Below are 15,960 nucleotides of genomic sequence, written 5' to 3' on the forward strand. Positions count from 1 at the left end.
CGGAGCCCTCACTACCTGGTCGGATGCGCCGCGAGAGCGTCCCATCGGCCCCGCTCGGAGCGCGGCATTCTCCATGCAACTGAAGAAAGGCCCGGCCGCGGCGGCCAGGCCTTCCTTGTTCCTTCCTGCTGTCAGCAGATGCTGTCGGTGGGCTTCGGATTGCCGAGACCGAACAGCGGTCGCAGCTTGAGGCCGACCCACGTGCCGCCGAGCGCGGCCACGCCCCACAGCCAGCCGTACACGTTCCCGGTGGAGATGCCGCCCAGGTAAGCGCCGATGTTGCAGCCACCGGCCAGCCGGGCGCCGATTCCCATCAAGATGCCACCCAGCACCGCGGCCAGGGCGGTCTTCCACGGAATCTCGGCGCGGAACTTCCACGCGCCCGCGGCCGCCGCAGCCAGCGCGGCGCCGATCATGATGCCGATGTTGGTCAGGCTGGTGCCGTTCTCGAAGATCGAGGAGTCCAGCGCCTGCGCGTTCTTGGCCTGCTGCCAGAACTCCCACCCGTGCACGTCGACACCGACCAGCTCGAGGAGCTTGGCGCCCCACAGCGCGAACGCGAACGTGACCCCCCAGATACTGCCGGAGACCAGGAACACCGCAGCGGCCAGCACACCGAGCACCACCGCCCCGGTCAGCAGCGGCCACGAACCCCGGTAGATCCTCGCCAGCCCCTGTGCGCTCGGCGGCGGGGCCACCGGCGGCGGGTTGCGACGCGCCTGCACCACCCGGGTCAGCACCACGATCAGCAGCAGAGCGGCGATGGTGATCGTCCACGAGCCGAACCAGCCGACGTGCTCGGACAGCACCAGGCCAGGCACCTCGGGCCAGCCGGTGAACAGCGGATAGGCCCACGTGTAGAACACCGAGCCGGCGATGAACCCGAACAGGGTCAGGAAGATGGTCGACTGACCCGCGCCGACGGCGAACAGGGTGCCGGAGGCGCACGCCCCGCCGAGCTGCATGCCGATGGCGAACAGCGCCGCGCCCGCGAACAGCGGCAGGCCGATCGGACTGGCCTGCACCGACAGCTCGGAGTCGAACAGGAACGACCCGGATGCGGCGATCAACGCGATCAGCGTGGTGGCGGTGCCGATCAGCAGGGTGTGCGCCCGCAGCCCCGTGCCGTTGCCCACGGCGATCAACTGGCGCCACGCCGAGGTGAACCCGAAGCGGGAATGGAACAGGGCGACGCCGAGACCGAGGCCGAGGACGAGCAGCACGCCGAACTTGGTGCCGTACTGCGCGCCGACGTAGATGCTCAAGCCGATGGCGAGCACGGCGGCCACGACCAGCGGCGGCACCCGCACCGGGTCTTCCGGCTGCGGTCTCGGCGGCGCGCACGAGGTCGGCGAACTCAGCAGGAACTGCTTGGTATCCGGTTTGGCGGCAGGGTTGGCTGTCACGGTGATACTCCGTCGAGAGGCATACGCTGAGGGATTGCGATCTCGACCAGGCTAGCCAGCAGCCCACTATCTGATAACTAGTTCCACACTATGGAAACAGCGGACATTCGGGTCCGGAACCGACACTAGCCGCGAAAGGCCCGGCCGGAGCAAACTAGCGGACCATGAGCAACCTGGCCGACGAAGCGGAACGCCTCAGCCTCGACGAGCTGCGCGCGCTGCAACTGCGCCGCCTGCAGTGGACGCTCCAACACGCCTACGACAACGTGCCGTTCTACCGGAAGTCGTTCGACGCGGCGGGCGTCCACCCCAAGGACTGTCGCTCGCTGGAGGATCTGCGGCACTTCCCGTTCACCACCAAGCAGGACCTGCGGGACAACTACCCGTTCGGCATGTTCGCCGTGCCCCAGGACCAGCTCGCCCGCGTGCACGCCTCGAGCGGGACGACGGGCAAGCCGACGGTCGTCGGGTACACCAAACGCGACATCGACACGTGGGCCGAGGTGGTCGCCCGCTCGATCCGGGCAGCCGGCGGGCGTCCCGGCGACAAGGTTCATGTCGCCTACGGCTACGGCCTGTTCACCGGCGGGCTGGGCGCGCACTACGGCGCCGAGCGGCTCGGCTGCACCGTCATCCCCGCCTCCGGTGGCATGTCGGCCAGGCAGGTGCAGCTGATCACCGACCTCAAGCCCCAGGTGATCATGGTGACGCCGTCGTACATGCTCACGCTGCTCGAGGAGTTCGAGCGCCAGGGCGTCGACCCGAAGAGCACCTCACTGCGGGTGGGCATCTTCGGCGCCGAGCCGTGGACCGAGCGCATGCGCGCCGAGATCGAGAGCCACACCGGCATGGACGCGGTGGACATCTACGGGTTGTCCGAGGTCATCGGCCCCGGCGTCTCCCAGGAATGCGTCGAGACCAAGGACGGCCTGCACATCTGGGAGGACCACTTCTACCCGGAGATCGTCGACCCGATCACCGACGAGGTCCTGCCGGACGGCGAGCACGGCGAACTGGTCTTCACCTCGCTGACCAAGGAAGCCATGCCGATCATCCGCTACCGCACGCGCGACCTGACGCGACTGCAGCCAGGGACCGCGCGCCCCGCCATGCGACGGATGGAGAAGGTCACCGGCCGCAGCGACGACATGATGATCGTGCGCGGGGTGAACGTGTTCCCGACCCAGATCGAGGAAGTCATCCTCGGCATCGCCGAGCTGGCTCCGCAGTTCCAGCTGGTACTGACCCGCGAAGGGCACCGGGACGAGCTGACCGTGCGAGTGGAAAGCCGACCCGACGTGCCCACCGACCGGCGTTCGGCCGCAGCCGAGCAGCTCCGCACGCGGATCAAGGAATCGGTCGGCATCACCGTGCACGCCGAGGTCATCGATCCGGACACGCTGGAGCGGTCGATCGGTAAGGCACGCAGGGTGGTCGACCAGCGCGAACTATGACGCCCGCACGATCTGCACGGCCTCGTTGAGGCCGGTCAGCCGCTGCGCGACGGCTTCGGTGGGCACCACGACGACGACCCGCTCACCGGCGCCGTCCGCAGCGTGCGCGACCGCCTCCAGCGCCTCGGCGACCCCACCGTCGATCGTGTCCACCTCGGCCAGGTCCAGCACCAACGGGACGACACCACCGCAGGTCGCGGCGAGCAGCTGCCTGCGCAGATGAGTGGCCGCCATCGGGCGCACGGAGCCGCGCAGCCGCGCCACTGTGGTGTTTCCCACGGTGCGTACGTCCAGGCGGTGCCGATCACCCTCCGGCTCGACGGTGTCCGCGATGTCCGGCACGCGCTGAGCGGAGGCACGCAGCGTCACGGTCGTCCCGTGCGCACCACGCTCGATCCGCACGTCGTCCATGGATTCCTGCATGATGAGCACGCCGCGGCCGCCCGGACCCTCGCCAGGGTGCGCCGGCTTCCACGTGCCCTCGTCGGAGACGGTCACCACGACCGACCGGCCGTCGGTTTCCGCACGCAGGTGCACCGGGCCGGACTCGCTGTCCCGGTAGGCGTGCACGATCGCGTTGGTCGCGGCTTCGTTCGCGGCCAGCACCAGCCGATCGGCCAGTTCGCCGGGGATCTGCGCTTCGACCAGCCAATCGGTCAGCCGCCCCCGCAGTTCGCCCAACCGCCGGGGATCCGCATCGACCCGTACATCCAATGGGTCGCGCTGCGTTGAGACCATGGGCGGGGGCTCCAGACGGTGTCGGCGACACGATTGTAGAGGTCGTTGAGACGTTTCCCAGCCGGAGAAGGTTTCAAACGCCTCGCCGAGCCCCGCGAGACAGGTTCGTCTTGAGGATTGCCACGAAACACGGCTAGGGTCGGTTCCGGCAACAGGAGGTGGCATGACCAAACCGGAGCCGAACGCCGACGCCGATGTGGCGCGGCTGGTGTCCATCACCCCAACGGACTCAGGCCGCGACGGCGTGGTGGTCCTCACCGTGTCCGGCGAGCTCGACATGCTCAGTACGGACGCGCTCACCGAACGGCTCGACGAGGCCCTCAAGCCACCGAACCAAGCCGTCGTGCTGGATTTGTCCGGCGTGCGCTTCCTCGGGTCGGCGGCGCTGTCCGCCCTGCTCAAGGCGGCCGAGTCGGCGAAGTCCACCGACATACGACTGCTGCTGGTGGCCAGCAACCACGCCACCCTGCGGCCGTTCGAGGTCACCGGCATCAGCGACAGCTTCACGATCCGCCCGACGGTGTCCGAAGCACTCGCCTTGCTCGACTGACCGCTAGGCGTCGGCCAGCGCCTCGTCCACCGAGCCGTAGCGGGCCAGGTCGAGGTCGGCGCCGCTGAGCTTGAGCGAACGGAGCACGGCATTGCCTTTGACCACCACGGCGAATCTCGTGCGGTCTCCGGCCGATTCCCGCGCCGTGACCAGCGAGGACACCCCTGCCGAGGCGAAGAAGCGCACGCCGGAGAGGTCGACCACCAGCACGCGCGGCGCTTTGCTCAACGCGCTGTGCAGACCTTCGGTGAACCGGGCCGCGGTGGTCATGTCGATCTCGCCGGTCACCCGCAGCACAGCGGTGGAATCGCGCCAGTCGACGCGCACGGTGACATCGCCCGCGGAGAAAGCCGAGCCCGGGGTGGACGAAGAGACCGACATCGCGCCCCCTTCCGGACATTGCGCCACGACACGACCATTTCACCAGGTGGTAGCGACAGCCTACGGACGCGATGTGCAGCAAGGCAATCAGCTGATCGGACGGAGGGTGATGGCCCCACCTGGTTGATCAGGGCGCTGACGGGGTACATCGAGAGCACGTCCGGCTCATCCACGCGATGAGCATGTGAGAGGGAGAGGAACTTGGTGGACGGAGCAGACCATCGCCCCCCGGCGATCGCCGCCCGAGACGACGTGGAAATCCGTTTGGGCGCCAAGGCGGTGCACCTGCCGGTGGTGCGGGCGGTGGCGGTGAACATCGCCATGCGCGCCGACCTCGACCTCGATGCGATCTCGGACCTGGAGCTGGCCGTCGACGAAGCGTGCTCGTCTCTGATCGTGCTCGCCGAGCCGAACTCGATCCTGATCTGCCGGTTCACCGTGGGCGACGAGGAGATCGTCTTCCGCGCATCGGTCGACTCCACCCAGCAGGCGCCGAGCACCGGCACGTTCGGCTGGCGGGTGCTGACCACGTTGACCGACCGGGCGCGCAGCTGGTCGGACTCCGGGCAGGTGCACATCGAGGTCGCCAAGGCCAAACCGGTCGCGCACGCCGACCGCCGCGAAGAGATTCGGTGATCGCCTGACGGGGTATTCGCCGGTCACGTCACCGACGAAAGGCCGAGCATGACCGCCACCGAGGACCCCGATCTGGTCGACCTGATCATCGCCGATCACCGCGATTTCGAGCGCATGTTCGTCGAGTTGCAAGAAGGCGTGCAGCCTCCGGAGTACCGGCGCAGACTGCTCGACCACCTGATCGCCGGCCTGATCCGGCACGCCGTCGCCGAGGAGCAGCTGGTCTACCCGACCGCGATCGACAAGGCCGCCGACGGCAAGGACATGGTCGAGCACGAGCTGGAGGAGCATTCCGAAGCCGAGCAGCTGATGAAGGATCTGGAAGCGGTCGAGCCGACCGATCCGGCGTTCGACCGGCTGGTCGGCGAGCTGATCGACGACCTGCGGCATCACTTCGAGGAAGAAGAGGGCAAGCTGCTGCCCGCGCTGCGCGAGGCGTGCGACCGCGACGAACTGGTCACACTCGGCAAGTCCATGGCGCTGGCGAAGAAGATGGCGCCGACGCGGCCCCATCCGTCGGCCCCGGACACTCCCCCGGCCAACCTGGTCGTCGGCCCCGGGCTCGGCCTCATCGACCGCGTCCGGGACGTGCTGGGTAACCGTCCGAGCTAGTCATGCATGACCCGACGCCGCCGAACCCGGTGCCGCGCGACCCGGACCCGCCACGGCCGAACCCGGACCTGGACCCGCCACTGCCCGAGCCGGACCCAGTACCACCGCGGCCGGACCCAGTACCACCGCTGCCGGTGCCGGACCCGGTACCGCCGCGTCCCGACCCACAGCCCGGACAGCCCATTCCCGATCCGCAGCGGCCCCTGCCCGAGCCGGATCCGCACCCCGAGCCGCCGCGGCCGGATCCTCACCCGGAGCCGCCGGATCCCGGGCCGCACCACCCAGGGCCGCACCCGGATCCGACCCACCCTGGTCCCGGCCGCGAACCGCCGAATCCCGAGCCGTTCCCGAAGCCACCGCATCCCGGGCCGCTGCCGACACCGCCGCACCCCGGGCCGTTCCCGGAACGCCCCGAGCCCTGGCCTCACCCGGACCCGACGCATCCCCGACCGGACCCTCCTGCCGGTCCGCCGCGGCGGTGACGCCGCGGACGGCCGGCGGCCCCGACGCCTGAAGCAGCATCCACCAGGCGCCGGGGCCGTTTGTCGTCGGCTAGCGCACCGGCGGCATGTCGGACTCCGGCGAGTCCAAGCCGGGCCGCGACTTGGCCCAGTGCCCGCGGGTGAAGTCCGGCACCTTGACCGGGCGTCCGCCCCGCTCCAGCGACATCGCGCTCAACGGCACGGCCGAGCACCACACCGCCGAGTCGTACACGTCGATGTCGGGCACCAGCCCCGCCCGCATCTGCTGCACGATGCGCCACTGCAGCACGTAGTCCATGCCGCCGTGACCACCGGGGTTGTCCGGGTTGTCGCCGACCTTCTTCCACAACCAGTGGTCGAACTTGTCGCGGTAGCTGTCGAAGCTGCGCCACGTGTGGCCGCTGTGGTCCGGCTCGAAGTAGGCACGAGCACCGGACTCACCGTCACCGACGTAGTCCTCCACCAGGCCGCGGCTGCCCGCCAGCGAGTTGATCCGGCTGTACGGGCGTGGCGAGCTCACGTCGTGCTCGGCCCGCACGATGCGACCCTTCTCCGTCTCCAGCAAGCACGTGACCAGGTCACCGTTGATGTAGGTCTCGTCCCAGATCGGGTCGTCCTTCGGGATGAACCGCTCGCGGTAGTCGTAGAGCCCCTTCGGTTCGGTGGACGTGGCGCGCAGCGTGACGAACCGGTCGCCACGGTTGATGTCCATGCAGGCCGCGATCGGGGCCAGTCCGTGCATCGGATACAGGCTGGCGATGCTGCGCATGTGCCACTTCCGCCGCCACGCGTCGGTGTAGTACGTCGGCGAGAACAGCAATTCGCGCAGGTCGTGCAGGTAGCCGCCGTGACCGTTGGTGATGTCGCCGAACAGGCCTTCGTGGGCCATGCGCAGCATGGCCAGCTCGTTGCGGCTGTAGCTGCAGTTCTCCATCAAAAACAGGTGCTTGCGCATCCGCTCGCTGGTGTCCACCAGGCTCCACAACTGGTGCAACTCGGTCGCGATCGGCAGCTCGACCCCGACATGCTTGCCGGCGAGCAACGCCGCCCGGCCGTGCTCGTAGTGGAACTCCCACGGGGTGGCGACGTAGACGAAGTCCACGTCGCTGCTCGAGACCAGCTTCCGGTACGAGTCCGCGGACCCGCCGTATTCGGCGGGCCGGTCCTTGCCCAGCTCGACCAGCTGGTCGGCGGCCTTCTTTGCGCGGTCGGCCCGGATGTCGCACACCGCGGTGATCTGGGCGCCGGGCACCGCTGCCCAGCCGGGTAACATCCCCATCCCGCGGTTGCCGAGCCCGATCAGGCCGATGCGGACCACATCGTGCTCCTCGAACGGCACGCCGATCATCGACTTCTGACCGGGCTTGCGCGCCGGGACCACGTCGTCGCGCTCCGTCGCGGCCGCGGTGGTCGACGAGGTCGCCGCCAGCAGGCCGCCGGCGAGGGCGCCACCCAGGACGGACCTTCGGGTTGTCGGTGGCAGGTCAGGCATGGTGTGACCACTCCTTGCGTTCGCCAGCAGGGGCACGTAGGTCGATCAACCGGAACAGACTGTCCAGCGACGATGTGACGAATGTCAATACTTGCGCGAAAAGGTGCGCAAACACGCAGAAATGATCAACAGGATTGATCGTTTGATCGACGCACCGCAGTCGGTGGTTGCACGCGGTAATCGGTCGTTGACGCAGCTCGACCGTTGCATGACAGATCCGCGTGTGCCTCTTCCGCTCAGCCGCGCAGTGCGACATATTGAGCGGGTTCGAAGGGCCTTCGGATAGCAGGGAAAGGATGGCCATCACGGTGCAGCGGGCGGTGGAGGACGTGTCCTCTCCGACGGTTCCGGCGAGCCCGGTGTCACCGTCGCGCCCACCGCGGGTGCGACGTCGCAACGCACTCACCAGAGCATGGGGGTGGACGCCGGGCAGGCTGGCTCTCATCATGGCGGGTTTGCTCGGCCTGATGGCCGTGCTCGGCTTCGTCACGGTGACCACGGCCAACACCAAGTCAGACGCCACCTGGGAGCTCGCCGAGCAGCACGAGCCGACGGCGGCCGACGTGCAGCGCCTGTATCGCGCCTTGTCCGAGGCGGACGCCACGGCAGCGAGCACGTTCCTCGCCGCCCAGAACGCCTCGATCGAACTGCGCAAACGCTACGAGGACGACATCGCGGTCGCCGGGCCGACGATCGGCCTCGCCGCGGTGGACCGGGCCGGGGACCCGCGGGTGGCGCGCGAGATCGAGGTGATCGGCCGCCAGGTGCCGGTCTACGCGGGCCTGGTGGAGGCGGCGCGGGCGAACAACTTGCAAGGGCTGCCGATCGGCGCCGCGTACCTGCGCGAGGCGTCGCACCTGATGCGGACCGAGATCCTGCCCGCCGCAGAGCGGCTGTACGACATCCAGACCGAGCGGGTGGCGCAGGAACGGGACGACGCCATGCGCTTCCCCTACCTGGCCGCGGGCCTGCTGCTGATCACGCTGATCGCGCTGGTGGCGACGCAGATCTACCTGTGGCGCAGCTTCGGACGACGCCTCAACGTCGGCATGCTGATCGCCACCGGCGCGCTGGTCGTCGGGTTGATCTGGAGTTCGGTGGCGTTCGTGCTGCACGCAAGCAACGCGCAGTCGGCGGAACCGGAGCGGGTGGCCGCGCTGGCGCAAGCCAGGATCACCGCGCTGCAGGCACGGGCGAACGAGCTGCTCACCCTGGTCGCCCGCGGTAACGGCGCACAGTACGAGGAGCAGTTCGACAAGCTGACCACCGAGCTGGCGGGCAAGGACGGCTCGTCGGGCACGCTGGCCACGGCGCGGGAAGGCGCCGAAGGCGAGGTGGCGGCCGCGTTGGCGAACACCGCGGGTGCCACGCGCAGCTGGCTCGAGGGTTACCGCGAAGTGCGCGAACTGGACAACAACGGACGCTACGACGAGGCGGTGGAACGGGCCGTCACCGAAGGTGCCACCGGTTCGACCGCGCCGGCGTTCGCCCAGCTGGACGCCGGCCTGGAACGGGCGCTGGCAGCCAGCCGTGACCAGTTCGTGGACGACATCGTCGCGGCGGCCCGTTCGCTCACCCTGCTCACCACCGGCTGGGCGGTGCTGACCGTGGTCGCGGCCGGTGGAGTTGCCTATGGACTGCGTCAACGGTTGCGGGAGTACCGATGATGCGAAGCCGAATCCTGAGCGTGCTGTCCGCGTGCCTGGTCGCGGCCACCGTGGCGGCCGGGTGCGGCGCCGATGTCGCACCTGGGTCGATGGTTCCGGTGCGTCCGGCCGAGCGCCCGTTGCCGGGTGGCGTCAAGCTCGACCCCGAGGTGCCGAAGGAGAACAAGGACAACGACTGCGGCGATCCGACGGCGAGCCTGGCGCCGAGCGGAACCTCGGTCCCGTCCGGCTCCACGATGGACGAGATCCGCAAGCGCGGCAGGCTGATCGCGGGCGTGGACCAGAACACCTACCTGTTCGGCTTCCGCAACCCGACCACCGGTGAGCTGGAAGGCTTCGACATCGACATCGTGCGGGAGATCGCCGAGCGGCTGCTCGGTGACCGCAGCAAGGTGCAGTTCAAGGCGCTGCCCGCCAGCCAGCGGATCGACGCGCTCAAGGACGGGTCGGTCGACCTGGTGGCCTACACCATGACGGTCACCTGCGAGCGCCGCAAGGACGTGGAGTTCTCCAGCGTCTACTTCGAGTCCGGCCAGCGCATCCTGGTCGCCAAGGGCTCGGACTACAAGAAGGTCTCCGATCTGGGCAACAAGCCGGTGTGCGCGCCCGCGGAATCGACGTCGCTGACCAACCTGGCCAAGGAGGACCCGCCGCCCGACCTGATCGCGGTGGACGACCTGGCGGACTGCCTGTTGTTGCTGCAGCAGCGGCAGGTGGAGGCGGTCTCCACCGACGACTCGATCCTGGCGGGCATGGCCAAGCAGGACCCGAGCGTGCACGTGGTCGGCGAGCAGTTCAGCAAGGAGCCGTACGCGATCGGCATCCCCAAGGGCAACACCGACATGGTCCGCTACGTCAATGCGGTGCTGGACGACATTCGAAACGACGAATGGGACCAGCTGTACGGCAAGTGGCTCGAGCCGGTGCTGGGTCCGGCGCAGCCACCGGCGCCGAAGTACCGGTGAGCGCGGCTAGTCCGGCTCGGGCAACGTCACCGCGCGGCGTGACACCGAGCAGACTTCCCTCGTGCGGTGCCGCGGCAGCCGAAGGGTGATCACGGCGCGGCCGGGCAGCTGCTGAAGCACTTCCGGCGGGCCGACGTTGATGGTCGTGACGCCGGCGCGGCTCGCCGCGAGCCCTTCCTGATTGGCGTGGATGCTGGCCTTGGTGGGCAGCTCGGTGGTCACCGCGCGGTACAGCTCGACGTCCTCCCGGGCTTCCTCCTCGGTGGAGACCAGCACGGCCACGTCGAGGCCGAGCATGTCCGCGGCGTAGAAGACCGGGATCACCGACACCAGCGAGCGGTCGCGACGGGTCGGCAGCAGTCCGCTGAGCCGAGCGATCTTCTTGTCCGACCGGCGCGGGTTCCTCCGGTTCATCTGCTTGTGCACGGCCAGCGCGGTGGCCAAGTGAGCGTCGCCGAGGGTGACACCGACAGATCGGCGGATCATCTCCGCCATCAAGGCGATGATTTTCGGCTGTGTGCGGCATCGACCCTCCCTCGTGTCCCCCTCGATGGTCATGCGGGCGTGCGGCTGCCGGTGCCCGTGACAGCAACCTGCCGCGTCAACCCGAACGCCGCTTCCGCCTGACGCCCAACCACCGGAAACCCTGCGTGAACTCCGGGGCGCGCACGGCGTCGTACAGCGCGGTCAGGTCGGTCCGCACGGCAGCCAGCCGAGGGTCCGCAGGCAGGCTGACCGGCTCGGGCTCTTGCTCGGCACGCACGGCTGCCGCGATTTTCCGGACCGCGCCGGTTACGGTCTCCGCATCCTGCTGCCGCACCGGGCTCGCGCCGCTCTGGGACAGGTCGACCGCCACGCGCGTGACGGCGTCGGTGAGCCGTTCCAGGCCGACGATGGCGGGCCACCACGCGGTCGCCGCGCGCCCCGCCGGAGACGGCTCGGAGATCAGCCGCTGTGCCTGCAGGCGGAGGTCGGACAGCTCACGGTAGGTCTTGCGGCGCAGCGCCGAGCGGCCCGCCGGATGCTCGGCCAATGCGCGGGCGGTGTAGTCGGCCAGGGTCTCGACCGCCTCGGCCAGCTGACCGGCCAGGCGCGGCGCGCGACTGCCCGGCCAGATGAGGTAGCCGAAGATCAGCACCACGCCACAGCCGACCGCGGTGTCGACCAGCCGGGTTCCGACCAGTTCCCACTCGCCCGCGTTGGTGATGTCCAGCTGCATGATCACCAGCGGTGTGACGAACGCCGAGAACAGCCCGTAGTTGCGGGCCAGGCCGATGGGCAGCAGCCCGGCGAGGCAGGCGACGAACAGCATCAGCGCCCATGCGGGCGGATCGACGAGGATCACCAGCGCGCCGATCAGCACGCCGAGTGCGGTGCCCGCCGCACGCTGGACCGCACGCGCGAACACCGAGCCGAAGTCGGGCTTGAGGACCAGCGCCACCGTGAGCGTCACCCAGTACGACCGGTCCAGGTTCAGCTGTCTGGCCAGCGCCTCGGCGATCCCCACGCACAGGGCGAGTTGCGCGGCGAACAGCCACGTCGCACGACCGGTGATCAGCGCGTCGAGGTGCTCGGCCAGCCGCTCCCGCAACGAGGGGTGGCGCCGCTCGACCCGATCACGCGGGCCGTCGCGCAACACACCTGCGACCACGCCCAACGCGGCCGCCAGCGGACCTCCGCCGCGGCTGTCCAGGTCCGGCGGGGCGGAATCGGCTCGGATCGCTTCACCGACTTCCCGTACCGCCGCGATCATCTCCGGCGACGGACGAACGTGCGCGTTGTGCAGCGCAACCCCGGCCTCGACCACCGGCGTGGTCTCCAGCAGGGCGACGAACAGCTTGTGGTAGTGGGCGTCGCGACCCTCCAGCCGGGATCGCGCGGCCAGCAGGACGTCGTAGGCCTCGTTCATCGCGCCGGTCAGTTCCCGACGGGCCGGGCCGGCCGCACGGGTGCCGGAGACCTCGAGCAGGTCGGCGAGCTTGGTGTAGACCGCGGCGAGGGTGGCGCGCTCCGGCAACGTCGCCCGCACCGGCCAGGCCGCGATCGCCAGGGTCAATGTCCACCCGGCGCCGACGGCGAACCATCCGGTCGCCTCCACCGGATCCCACACCTCACCCTGCCCGGCGCCCACGACACCGAACACGATCAGCATCAGCCCGGCGGACGATCCGGTGGCGCTGATCCCGGACAGCAGCGCGGACGCCGCGGCCAGCAGCACCATGACGACGCTGGTCCACCAGCCATGACCGGCTGACAGGCCACCCGCGAGCAAGCCGACGGTGCCGGCGAGTGAGGAGTAGCCGATGCGCCGCAGCCGGAACAAGTAGGGGCCGGGGCGGGCCACGAACGTGCCGCACAGCGCGCCGAGCGAGGTCTGCATACCGATCACGACCTCGCCGACGGCAATTCCCACGGCCGCGGGCACGGCGACGGCCAGCGCCGCCCGGAAGGCCAGCCACCAGGGCACGGGCGCGGGCCGAACCCGCACCAGCTCGCTCAACCAGTGCGGTGCGGGCACCTCCCGCAACGGCCGCGGTGGTGCCGGCCCTCCCGCCGCATCCCGGTCCACGATTTAGGCTAGCCTAACTTTGCTCCAGATCGTACGCTCGGCTTATGACCGCAGCTCTCCGCAAGATCGACCAGGCGCCGTTCTCGCAGCAGCTGCGGGAGGCCACACGCGAAGATCATGACCGCGCCAACAAATCGGCTTTCGTGACCAAGATCCTGGATGGCTCAGCGCGATTGTCCGCCTATACGGCGCTGGCAGTACAGCATTTCCACATTTACACCGCACTGGAGGAAGCAGCCCGGGCGCTGGCCGACCATCCGGTGGTGAGCCGGTTCCTCATCGACGGATTGGAGCGGGTGCCCGCGCTGACCACGGACCTGCGGTTCTTGCTCGGGCCGCGCTGGCGTGAGCTGGCGATTCCCCGGCGGACCACGGTGGAGTACTGCTACCGGATCACCGAGGTGGCCCAGTCGTGGCCAGGCGGGTTCGTGGCCCACCACTACACGCGCTACCTGGGTGACGTCTCGGGTGGCCAGGTCGTCCGGTCGCGGCTGCGCACCCGCTACGACGTCGACGGGGACGGCGCGCGGTTCTACGACTTCAGTGCGCTGGGCAGCCCGGCGGCTTTCCGACGTCGCTATCGGCAGCTGCTGGACACCGCGGAGTGGGACGCGGCCGAGCGTGAGCGGATCATCGCCGAGGCACGGGTGGCGTTCCAGCACAACATCGCCGTGCTGGACGATTTGGACTGCGTCGCGGGTGGTTGAAGCCGCTCGCCCCTGTTCGTTGTCAGACCCCCGCTCTAGTCTTGCGTGGTTCACATCACATCGACGCAAGGAGGATGGCCATGGCCATCATGCTCAACCCCTACCTCAGCTTCGAGGACACCGCCCAACAGGCGATGGAGTTCTACCGGGACATCTTCGGCGGCGAGCTGACCGTCAACAAGTTCGGCGAGTACGGCATCGAGGGCCCGAAAGCGGACCAGGTCATGCACGCACATCTGAAGACGGCGAACGGCATGACCTTGATGGCGTCCGACACGCCGCCCGGCGTCGAGCACAGGAGCGGCTCGTCGATCACGATCTCGCTCAGCGGGGACGATGCCGGCGAACTGCGCGGGTACTGGGAGAAGCTGGCCGACGGCGGCAAGGTCGACGTGCCACTGGAGAAGCAGGTGTGGGGAGACGAGTTCGGCCAGCTGGTCGACCGGTTCGGGATCGCCTGGATGGTGGATATCGGGCCGGAGGGCTGACGGCGACGTAGTCAGGTGATCGGGCGCAGAGCCAGGTGACGGCACGGCGGAGCCAGGTGACGGCGCGGCCGGCATCCTGCGCCCGCCTGCCGGAAACAGCTCGCACAAGCCGAGGCGATCTCCCCGTGCGCTACGCGGCAACCAGTACGTGGCACGCACGCGAAGCCCACCCTACGAAACGGCATCTGTCGCGGCGTCGATCAAGCAGGTCTCACAATCCGAGCGAGTCTCCGTGTGCCACACGGCCATCCAGCAGCGTGGCGCGCACCCTGAGCTCACCCAACCGCGCGGTGTCCACGGCCCGCGGGTCGGCGTCGAGCACCACCAGGTCGGCTCGCTTACCCGGGGAGATGGAGCCGATCCGGTCCTCGGCGCGACAGGCCCACGCCGCCGTGGCGGTGTAGGCCTGTAGCGCGTCGAGCACCGTGATCGACTCGTCGGGCCCCACCGTCAGACCCGCGGCGGTGCGCCGCTCCACCATGAACTGCATGGCGCGCAGCGGCGCACCATCCGTCACGGGACGATCCGAGCTGCCTACCAGCGGCACGCCGGCGTCCAAGAACGCCTTCCCGCGATACAGCCAGGGCGCACGACTCTCGCCCATGACGGCCGCGTAGTCGTCGCCGAGATAGGTCAGGAAGTTCGGCTGCACCACGGCAGCGGCTCCCAGCGCGGCCAAACGCGGCAGCTGGTCCGGGCGCACCAACCCGGCATGCTCGATGCGGTGGCGCGCTGCCGCGCGAGGGTGCTCGGCCTGCGCGCGTTCCAGACCCGCCAACGCGAGGTCGACGGCTCGGTCGCCGATGGCGTGCACCGCGAGCTGCCAACCCGCTCGGTGCCCGTCGACCATCTGCTGAACGAGCACGTCCGGGTCCCGGTAGAACTGGCCGCTGTGGTCGAGCCCGACGTACGGCTCGGTCAACGCGGCGGTGCGCGGCATCATGCCGCCGTCGGTCCAGATCTTCAGCGGGCCGATGCTGAGCCGGTCGCCCCCGAAACCGGTGCGCAGGCCCAGATCAAGGGCTCTCGTCACGCCGTCGGCGGGATGCGCGGCGACCTCGTGCAGGGCGTCGGCCGCGATCATCAGCTGCACCCGCAGCGGCAACCTGCCCTGCTCCTGGGCACGCTGATACGCGTCGAGTTCGACCCCGCTGTGACTGATCAGGCCTCCCCCGATGCCCGCTTCGGCGACCGTGGTGATCCCCTCGGCCAGGCACTGCCTGCCCGCCGCCTCGATGGCATCGACCAACTCGTCGAGCGCGTACGGCTGGCGCAGCTCTCGCACCGCTGCCATTCCGCTTTCCGCGAGGACGCCCTGGTGGTGCTCCACGTCCACCGGCAGCATCCGCAGCACGGCACTGCTGACCACGCAGGCGTGGCCGGAGTCGTGCACCACGAACACCTTGCGTCCGCCACCGGCGGCATCCAGTTCGTCAACGGTCAGGTGTCTGCCGAGTGGGCGCTGGTCGTACCCGACGACGTCGAGCCACTCGTCCTGGCCGCGCTCGCCGGCGGCCTTGGCGATGACTCGCAGAACGTCCTCGATCCGCTCGCACGAGCCGATGCTCACGCTGCGCATCCCGGTGCCTGCCCACGCCAGGTGGACGTGCGCATCGATGAACCCGGGCACCACCGTCGCTCCACCGAGATCGACCTCCTGGCGAGCGGGCAGCTCCGTGACCGCGTCGTCAACGCCGACGACGAGGCCGTTCCAGATGCCGACCGTGGTGGCCACCGGGTGCCGCGTATCCATCGTCAGGACCGTGGCGTTGGTCAAGCGAGCATCGAGTTTCCAGGTCACGTGGTTAGAGTA

At 69.3% G+C, this 15,960-nt stretch carries 15 protein-coding genes; 8 read left to right on the plus strand and 7 right to left on the minus strand.

From position 1 onward, the window contains the following. Window positions 1-131 precede the first annotated feature (131 nt). Window positions 132-1,406 carry a YeeE/YedE family protein gene (locus tag YWM_RS0111490; RefSeq protein WP_028850852.1) on the minus strand — a complete coding sequence of 425 codons (1,275 nt, stop codon included), beginning with the start codon at window positions 1,404-1,406 and terminating at the stop codon, window positions 132-134. Window positions 1,407-1,570: 164 nt separating this feature from the next. Here YWM_RS0111490 and paaK point away from each other — a divergent pair, with 164 nt between their 5' ends. Beyond that, entirely contained in the window at window positions 1,571-2,860 is a 1,290-nt protein-coding gene (gene paaK, locus YWM_RS0111495; protein ID WP_028850853.1) for a phenylacetate--CoA ligase PaaK, read from the plus strand. Here the strand turns inward: paaK and YWM_RS25225 are convergent. Continuing rightward, entirely contained in the window at window positions 2,855-3,598 is a 744-nt protein-coding gene (locus tag YWM_RS25225; protein WP_169720984.1) for an ATP-binding protein, read from the minus strand. The genes paaK and YWM_RS25225 overlap by 6 nt on opposite strands. 163 nt (window positions 3,599-3,761) lie before the next feature. On the opposite strand from YWM_RS25225, the gene YWM_RS23260 reads away from it, so the two are divergent. Beyond that, on the plus strand, window positions 3,762-4,148 hold the full coding sequence (locus tag YWM_RS23260) for an STAS domain-containing protein (RefSeq protein ID WP_052344801.1): 387 nt from the start codon (window positions 3,762-3,764) through the stop codon (window positions 4,146-4,148). Between the two features lie 3 nt (window positions 4,149-4,151). Here the strand turns inward: YWM_RS23260 and YWM_RS0111510 are convergent, their stop codons facing one another. Further along, on the minus strand, window positions 4,152-4,529 hold the full coding sequence (locus tag YWM_RS0111510) for an STAS domain-containing protein (protein ID WP_052344802.1): 378 nt from the start codon (window positions 4,527-4,529) through the stop codon (window positions 4,152-4,154). A gap of 204 nt (window positions 4,530-4,733) precedes the next feature. Between YWM_RS0111510 and YWM_RS23265 the strand changes: the two genes are divergently transcribed. Beyond that, the gene (locus YWM_RS23265; RefSeq protein ID WP_043660675.1) at window positions 4,734-5,165 is read left to right on the plus strand and encodes an ATP-binding protein; all 432 of its coding nucleotides are present in this window, start codon (window positions 4,734-4,736) and stop codon (window positions 5,163-5,165) included. A gap of 48 nt (window positions 5,166-5,213) precedes the next feature. After that, entirely contained in the window at window positions 5,214-5,777 is a 564-nt protein-coding gene (locus tag YWM_RS0111520) for a hemerythrin domain-containing protein (protein WP_028850855.1), read from the plus strand. Window positions 5,778-6,329: 552 nt separating this feature from the next. On the opposite strand, the gene YWM_RS0111530 is transcribed toward YWM_RS0111520, so the two are convergent. Continuing rightward, window positions 6,330-7,751 (minus strand): Gfo/Idh/MocA family protein, encoded by a 1,422-nt coding sequence (locus YWM_RS0111530; protein ID WP_028850857.1) that lies wholly within the window; start codon window positions 7,749-7,751, stop codon window positions 6,330-6,332. A gap of 296 nt (window positions 7,752-8,047) precedes the next feature. Between YWM_RS0111530 and YWM_RS0111535 the strand changes: the two genes are divergently transcribed. Continuing rightward, a complete protein-coding gene (locus tag YWM_RS0111535) occupies window positions 8,048-9,418 on the plus strand; it encodes a hypothetical protein (protein ID WP_156914749.1) in 1,371 nt (456 codons plus the stop codon). Then, window positions 9,415-10,383, plus strand: coding sequence for a glutamate ABC transporter substrate-binding protein (locus YWM_RS0111540; protein ID WP_028850859.1), 969 nt, complete (start codon window positions 9,415-9,417; stop codon window positions 10,381-10,383). The genes YWM_RS0111535 and YWM_RS0111540 overlap by 4 nt, the downstream gene beginning before the upstream one ends. 6 nt (window positions 10,384-10,389) lie before the next feature. Here YWM_RS0111540 and YWM_RS0111545 read toward each other — a convergent pair whose 3' ends face one another. Continuing rightward, window positions 10,390-10,878, minus strand: coding sequence for a hypothetical protein (locus YWM_RS0111545; protein ID WP_028850860.1), 489 nt, complete (start codon window positions 10,876-10,878; stop codon window positions 10,390-10,392). 106 nt (window positions 10,879-10,984) lie between these two features. Next, window positions 10,985-12,952, minus strand: a complete 1,968-nt coding sequence (locus YWM_RS0111550) for an FUSC family protein (protein WP_156914750.1) — start codon at window positions 12,950-12,952, stop codon at window positions 10,985-10,987. 44 nt (window positions 12,953-12,996) lie between these two features. Between YWM_RS0111550 and YWM_RS0111555 the strand changes: the two genes are divergently transcribed. Both YWM_RS0111555 and YWM_RS0111560 read left to right on the plus strand, forming a co-directional pair. Next, window positions 12,997-13,659, plus strand: a complete 663-nt coding sequence (locus YWM_RS0111555; RefSeq protein ID WP_028850862.1) for a biliverdin-producing heme oxygenase — start codon at window positions 12,997-12,999, stop codon at window positions 13,657-13,659. Window positions 13,660-13,739: 80 nt separating this feature from the next. Then, complete coding sequence (locus YWM_RS0111560) at window positions 13,740-14,147, plus strand: VOC family protein (RefSeq protein WP_028850863.1); 408 nt, start codon at window positions 13,740-13,742, stop codon at window positions 14,145-14,147. Between the two features lie 211 nt (window positions 14,148-14,358). Here the strand turns inward: YWM_RS0111560 and YWM_RS0111565 are convergent, their stop codons facing one another. Next, window positions 14,359-15,948: an amidohydrolase gene (locus tag YWM_RS0111565; RefSeq protein ID WP_028850864.1), complete on the minus strand. Its 1,590-nt coding sequence runs from the start codon at window positions 15,946-15,948 to the stop codon at window positions 14,359-14,361. Window positions 15,949-15,960: the final 12 nt, after the last annotated feature.

Origin of the sequence: Thermocrispum municipale DSM 44069 (assembly GCF_000427825.1) — a bacterium.
GTDB lineage: Bacteria > Actinomycetota > Actinomycetes > Mycobacteriales > Pseudonocardiaceae > Thermocrispum > Thermocrispum municipale.